Origin of the sequence: Streptomyces sp. NPDC056361 (assembly GCF_042262805.1) — a bacterium.
Classification (GTDB): Bacteria; Actinomycetota; Actinomycetes; order Streptomycetales; family Streptomycetaceae; genus Streptomyces.
In genome coordinates this window covers 1-6383 of the sequence record NZ_JBHJQI010000247.1, presented here as the reverse complement: position 1 = coordinate 6383, position 6383 = coordinate 1, and the positions used below count along the sequence as shown (strand labels likewise).

The window sequence follows — 6383 nt, the reverse complement described above, 5'->3', positions numbered from 1 at the left end:
CAACGGACGGCGCCCCTTGCCGGGCCTAGGCTTCCGGGCCTGAACCCGCACCGGGTGCACGCCGAGCTATGGGTGCGGGCAGGCACAAGGGGCGGAGGCGCCGCCAAGGGCGCCGTCCCGTGTGCCCACCCGTCCCGCCCTGCGGGACGATTGCCCACACGGGCGGTGGGCGACGGGCGACGGGCGACGGGCGACGGCGGGCACGGGCCACACGGGCGCCAGCAGTGCCCGCCCGCCACACGGGTATGGGCACCGCTCACCCGCCACACGGGCGTCGGCGTCGGTCACTCGGGTGCGGGGCCTCCGTGGTGGGGGGACGGCTAGACCGCGTCTGCCAGGAGGAGGGAGTGGATGCGGTCGGGGGCGCCTGGGCGGGCGTAGTACCAGCCCTGGGCGGTGTCGCAGCCGAGGTCGCGGAGCTGGCGGGCCTGGGCCCCCGTCTCCACGCCCTCGACCGTGACGGCGAGCTCCAGGCTGTGGGCCAGGGAGACGATCCCTTCGACGATCTTGAGGTCGACCGGGTCCACGGGGTGCTGCTGCATGCCCCGGGTGAAGGAGCGGTCGAGCTTGAGGACGCTCACCGGGAGCCGACGGAGGTTGGCGAGGTTCGAGTAGCCGGTGCCGAAGTCGTCGAGCGCGATGTCGACGCCCATCTCGGCGAGCTGCCGCAGCGGCTTCAGGAGGTCCTCGTCGGCTCCTATGAGGGCGGACTCGGTGACCTCCAGGCACAGCGCGCCGGGTTCGAGGCCCGACCGTTCCAGGACGTCGACGGTGTCGGCGACCAGGCGCGGGTGGTGGAGCTGGGTCGGGGACAGGTTGACGTTGATCCGCAGCGGTCCGCCGTCGGCGTGCCGGGTCTGCCAGAAGCGGGCCTGGCGCACGGCCTCCTGGAGCACCCAGCGGCCGAGGGGCACGATGAGGCCGGTGTCCTCGGCGAGCGGGATGAAGCGGTCCGGGCCGAGCACCCCGTGCTGCGGGTGGCACCAGCGGACGAGCGCCTCGGCGCCGTGCACGCTGCCGTCGTCGAGGTGGACGAGCGGCTGGTACTCGATGAAGAACTCGCCGCGCTCCAGGGCGGTGGGCAGGGCCGTGGTGAGTCCGTGCCGGGTGATGGCGCGGGCGTCGGCCTCGGGGTCGGCGAGCTCGAAGCGGTTGCCGCCCGCGGACTTGGCCCGGTACATGGTGATGTCGGCGCTGCGCAGCACCTCGGCCGGGGTGCGCTCCCCCGCCGGTCCCTCCACGACGCCGAGGCTGCCGCGGACGGTCAGTTCGCGGCCGTCGATGCGCAGGGGCGTGGCGAGCGCGGCGAGGATGCGGTCGGCGAGTTCGGTGACGTCCCGCTGGCCGCCGGGGGCGGTGGTGAGGGCGACGAACTCGTCGCCGCCGAGTCGGGCCACCATCTCGCCCGCGCCGGTGACGCAGCTCTGCAGCCGGTCGGCGACTTCGACGAGCAGCCGGTCGCCGGTGGAGTGGCCGAGGCTGTCGTTGATGACCTTGAAGCCGTCGAGGTCGAGGTAGCAGAGGCCGAAGCGGGCGTTGTCGCCGGGCACGAGCGCCTTCTCCAGGCGTTCGAAGAACAGGGTCCGGTTGGGCAGGCCGGTGAGCGCGTCGTGGGTGGCCTCGTACCGCAGGCGCAGGTGGAGCAGGCGCCGCTCGGTGGTGTCCTCCAGGAGGGCGAGCTGGTACTGGGGCCGGCCTTCGGCGTCGCGGAGGAGCGAGACGGTGAGGTTGGTCCAGAGAACCGTTCCGTCGCCCCGGTAGTACGGCTTCTCCACGCGGTAGTGCTCGCGCTCGCCCCGGACCAGCTCCTCGTACAGCTTCCAGACGTGCGGACCGTCCTCCGGGTGGACCCACTCGCTGACGTTCTTGCTGCGCATCTGGCCCTCCATCCCGCCGAACATGCGGGTGAGGGTCTCGTTGATCTCCAGGATGTTGCCGTCGAGGTCGGCGATGCCGATGCCGATCGCCGCCCCGTCGAAGACCGCGCGGAAGCGGCTCTCGGTGGCGTGCAGGGCGATCTCGGCGGCGCTGCGGGCGGCGAGCGCGGAACGGGCGATCGCCTCCTGCTCGGCGCGGGTCCGCTCGCGCAGGGCCTGCGCGTAGCCGGTGGCCATGGCGTGCTGGAGCCGGGCGCAGCGGGCGCGGAGCTCCTCGGTCGGCAGGTCCGACTCCGTACCGCAGTAGAGCACCAGGTACGAGTCGACGACGCCGAGGCTGCGGCCGAGGGCGTCCGGGTCGGTGCAGTGCGCCTCGATCAGGGCCGCTCCGGTGCGCTGGGCCGGGGCCGTGTCGAAGGGCCGGGCGTGCAGCGCGTCGCACAGGGTGCGCGCCAGCGGCAGCAGGTGCCCCTCGAATTCGGCGCGGGTCAGCGAGGTGGCGGTCACCGGGAAGATCGCGCGGCTCCAGATGGTGACGAAGCGCCTGAGCCTGTCCTCCGGGCCGTCGGCCTCCGCGAGTGCGCCGGTCGGCTGCGACGGGACCTTCACGCTTTGCGCCCCACCCCTGCGAAGCCGGAGAAGGCGTAGGGATCCTCCTCCTCGACCGGACTCTCCGGTCGCCAGAGGGGCATCGGGACGAGGCCGGGCTCGACCAGTTCGGTGCCCTCGAAGAAGCGGGCGATCTCGCCGCTGGAGCGCATCACCAGGGGGTTGCGGATGTTCCGGTAGACCCCCACGGTGCCGTCCGCCTCCTCCTCGAGGAGCGGGATGCCCTCGTAGGAGGCGTGGGTGACGACGACGAGGCTGCCGGGGGCGAGGGCTTCGAGCAGTTCGGCGACGGCCTCGTACGGGCGGTCCTCGTCCTCCAGGAAGTGGAGGACGGCGACGAGGAGCAGCGCCACCGGCCGGTCCAGGTCGAGGAGTCGGGACACCTCGGGGCTGTAGAGGATCTCGGCGGGCTTGCGCAGGTCGGCGGCGACGACGGCGGCGGCCTCGTCACCCTCCAGGACGGCGCGGCTGTGGGCGACGGCGACCGGGTCGTGGTCGACGTAGACGACCCGCGCGGCGGGGTCGGCGGCCCGGGCGACCTCGTGCACGTTGCCGAAGGTGGGTATGCCGGAGCCGATGTCCAGGAACTGGGTGACGTCGTTGTCAACGGCGTGGCGGACGGCGCGCCGCATGAAGGCGCGGTTCGCCTGCATGATCTTGGGCAGGCCAGGCATGAACTCCATGGCCTTGCGCGCCGCTTCCCGGTCCACTTCGAAATTGTGCGAGCCGCCCAGATAGAAGTCGTACATACGGGACACGCTCGGCACCGAGATGTCGATACCAGGCGGAGCCCAGGCGGGACGCTCCATCAATGTCTCCAACAAGTCGCCATGGGGGACGCGGCCATGTGTTCGCGGCCGGTGTTCGAGGTGAGGCTACTGATCGCCCGCCGGGAGAGCGAGTAGAAACGGAAATTAGCGATCCGTTCTTGGTCACACGCCATTGGCACGTGCTCCTGGAACGCAGAGTTCACGCCTTCAGGCTGTGCAAATTCACGTGCATATGATCGTGCGTCGGCTGCTCCGGCGACGCCGCTCACCACCCGACGGTGACCCAGGTCCCGTCCTTACCTCGGTCGTTGCCGCCGTCGGGACCCGGTCGCCGGTGCAGGATGCCCCGTTGACCGCCCGGTCCGACAGGGCGACAACCGGACACTTCTCGTTCCGGAGGCCGGAAGGGCTCTTCTCGGCCCTCCGTCCGGAATCGCGGGGGACGCCGATACCGGGCATTGTGCCGAATCCGTCTACGACACACGGCGAAACGTCAAGTCCCCACAACCGGAGATCCCCTCCATCCGGCGAATCCCCTGCGTTTCCGCCACGGCGCGCCGCTCCTGTGATCAAGCTCGACGGCGTGCCTCTGTACGGATCACTCCTCGCGCGACCGCTGGCGGCCCTGGGACTGGTGTGGCTGCTCGCCTCACCCGTGCCGGCCGCCGCCGACGCCTGCGCCTATGCCACCACCGACCAGGGCGGCTCGACCATCGCGGTGGGGGGGGGGGGGGGGGGCCCCCCCCCCCCCCCCGGGGGGGGGGGCGGGCGGGGGCCCGGGGGGGGGAAACAAAAAAGAACCCCCCACACCACACCCCAACACGGGGGGGCCGCCCGCGGCCCCCCCCACCTCCCCCCGGGGGGCCGGGCCCTAATTTCGGGGCGGGGGCGGGGGCGGGGGGAACGGCCGCGGCCACGACGACAACGGCGGCGACGACGGCCGCGGCAAGGGCCACGACAAGGGCAAGGGCAAGGGTCACCAGCACCACCACCCGAAGCCCTGCCACCCCAAGCCGCCCCCGCCATGCCCGTCGCCCACGCCCACGCCGACGCCCACGCCGAAGCCCACCCCGACGCCGACGCCCGAGCCGCCGAAGCCCTCCCCGTCCCCGACGCCCACACCGAAGCCGGAGCCGCCCCCGCCGCCCGCCCCCGAACCCCTCCCGCCCCGGCCCGTCCCGAAGCCGCCGACCACCAGGCCCGCACCCCGGCCGGTGCCGCCGAAGCCCGCGCCGCCGACGGCGAGGCCCCCCGAGCCGGCGCCCGCGCCGCCGCCTCCGCCGTCCGCGCGCCCCGAGCCCCCGGCCGCCACGCCGGTGGCGCTGCCCCACTACCGCCCCGTCACACAGACCAAGCGGGAGGGAGGCACGTCCGTCGTCACCGCGACGCTGATGATCACCGCCCCGGCCGTGCTCGCGACGGCGATCCTGCGCCCCCGGTCCAAGTGACCCGCCACGCCGCCGATGCGCCGTCCCACCGGGCCGCCGTCCCGCCGCCCGTCCGCCACGTCCGCCCCGACCGCCCGCCGAGTCCCGTTCACCCGCTGAGTCCCGCCGGAGAATCCCCATGTCCGAATGGCTTGTTCTGACCCTTGCGATGGCGGCCGCCTGCGCCGTCGTCCTCACCATCGTCGTCATCAACAACCGCCGGATCCCCGAGGACGACGACCCCAGCGAAACCCCCGACGTCATCGAGTACATGACGATGATGATCGGCGTGATCTACGCGATCGTCCTCGGTCTCGCCATCGCCGGCGTCTGGGAGGCCCGCGGGGCCGCCCAGGAGACCGTCCGGCAGGAGGCGCAGGCGATGCACGAGATCTCGGCCCGCGCCGAGGTGTACCCGCAGGCCGTCCGGGACGGCATCCGCGCCGACGTCGACGCGTACGTCTCGTACGTGGTCGACAAGGAGTGGACGCACATGTCCGAGCACGGCGAGCTGAGCGACGAGGGCACCGCGCTCCTGGAGCGGGTCCGGCGCAGCGTCACCGACTACCAGCCCGCCAACGACTTCGAGGGGCAGGCCTACCAGCCGCTGGTCGACCAGGTGGCTGCGGCCGACGACGCCCGGGGGGCCCGCGGGCAGAGCGCGGGGGCCACCATGCCGGGGGTGGTGTGGTTCGGCCTCATCATCGGCGCCCTGGTCACCGTCGGCCTGATCTTCACGCTCCAGATCCGCAGGACCGGGCGCGAGTTGCTGCTCGCCGGGCTCTTCAGCGTGCTGATCGCGTTCCTGCTCTTCCTCATCTGGGACTTCGACGCGCCGTTCGGCCGGGGCATCTCGGCGACCGCCACGCCGTTCACCGATCTGTTCCCGCAGCTCACACGGTGATCCGGCCCTCCGGAGTAGGCCGCACGGGGGACAAGCGTGCCCCATTCGCGCGTCTGGGATCGCGGCTGTGGTAGTGCGCTCCTAGCGTGTCGGACATCGAGGTGTACGCAAGGTCTTCGGCGGAAACCCCCTTCCGCGGCTGCCCCTCGGGACCCGGAGGATTCACCATGCGCGCGATACGTGCCGCGTCCACTGCCCTGCTGGGGGCGGCCGCCCTCGCCCTGGCCACCCCCACCGCCTTCGCGGCGGACGGCGCCCCCGCAAACGGCCCGCGGGCGCCGAAGGCCAGGGCCACGGGCGATTTCGTCGTGTCGCCCTCGCTCGTCGCCCCGGGCGGCCGGGTGACGCTGAGCGCGCCCGGCTGCGCCAGTACGGCGACGGCCTCGGCCGGCATCTTCGACACGGTCGTCATCGCCCCGGGCTCGGCGGCCACCGCCATCGTGGACATCGACGCCAAGCGCGGCGCCGTGTACACGGTGTCGTTCAACTGCACCGGCGGAATCCAGGACACCGTCGATCTGACGATCAGCGGGACCCCCACCGCGAGCCCGACCATCAGCGCCACGATCCTCACCCCCCCGCGCGGGGTACAGGGCGGTCTCGGCGGCTCGATGGAGGACGGCGTCGAACCCTTCGAGCTGGCGGTCGGCGGCGCGCTGGTCGTGGCCGCGGCCACCGGGCTCGTGTTCGTGGTGCGGCGCCGCTCCCACTCCGCCCGACGCCACTGAGCGGGCACCGCGGCCGGACCGGAGCGGTGGTGTGCGGCGGCCCCGGACGCCCGCCGCCCCCGGGTCCC

At 73.1% G+C, this 6383-nt stretch carries 6 protein-coding genes; 3 read left to right on the top strand and 3 right to left on the bottom strand.

Annotated features, from left to right (window positions below; all coding sequences use genetic code 11):
• Nucleotides 1–320 precede the first annotated feature (320 nt).
• The 3 genes from ACFCY7_RS39190 to ACFCY7_RS39180 form a co-directional block, all read right to left on the bottom strand.
• Entirely contained in the window at nt 321–2486 is a 2166-nt protein-coding gene (locus tag ACFCY7_RS39190; RefSeq protein ID WP_376490863.1) for a putative bifunctional diguanylate cyclase/phosphodiesterase, read from the bottom strand.
• On the bottom strand, nt 2483–3295 hold the full coding sequence (locus tag ACFCY7_RS39185; protein WP_376490862.1) for an SAM-dependent methyltransferase: 813 nt from the start codon (nt 3293–3295) through the stop codon (nt 2483–2485). The genes ACFCY7_RS39190 and ACFCY7_RS39185 overlap by 4 nt, the downstream gene beginning before the upstream one ends.
• Nucleotides 3296–4232: 937 nt before the next feature.
• Nucleotides 4233–4568, bottom strand: a complete 336-nt coding sequence (locus ACFCY7_RS39180) for a hypothetical protein (protein ID WP_376490861.1) — start codon at nt 4566–4568, stop codon at nt 4233–4235.
• A 4-nt stretch (nt 4569–4572) separates the two neighbouring features.
• Here ACFCY7_RS39180 and ACFCY7_RS39175 point away from each other — a divergent pair, with 4 nt between their 5' ends.
• From ACFCY7_RS39175 to ACFCY7_RS39165, 3 genes are all read left to right on the top strand, one after another.
• Complete coding sequence (locus ACFCY7_RS39175; RefSeq protein WP_376490860.1) at nt 4573–4704, top strand: hypothetical protein; 132 nt, start codon at nt 4573–4575, stop codon at nt 4702–4704.
• 118 nt (nt 4705–4822) lie between these two features.
• Nucleotides 4823–5587, top strand: a complete 765-nt coding sequence (locus ACFCY7_RS39170) for a hypothetical protein (protein WP_376490859.1) — start codon at nt 4823–4825, stop codon at nt 5585–5587.
• A gap of 167 nt (nt 5588–5754) precedes the next feature.
• Nucleotides 5755–6315, top strand: a complete 561-nt coding sequence (locus ACFCY7_RS39165; protein ID WP_376490858.1) for a hypothetical protein — start codon at nt 5755–5757, stop codon at nt 6313–6315.
• Nucleotides 6316–6383: the final 68 nt, after the last annotated feature.

What these genes read in the sequence shown, in the direction of transcription:
- ACFCY7_RS39185 (WP_376490862.1), bottom strand. Translation starts at nt 3,295, where the DNA reads ATGGAGCGTCCCGCCTGGGCTCCGCCTGGTATCGACATCTCGGTGCCG.
- ACFCY7_RS39170 (WP_376490859.1), top strand. Translation starts at nt 4,823, where the DNA reads ATGTCCGAATGGCTTGTTCTGACCCTTGCGATGGCGGCCGCCTGCGCC.
- ACFCY7_RS39165 (WP_376490858.1), top strand. Translation starts at nt 5,755, where the DNA reads ATGCGCGCGATACGTGCCGCGTCCACTGCCCTGCTGGGGGCGGCCGCC.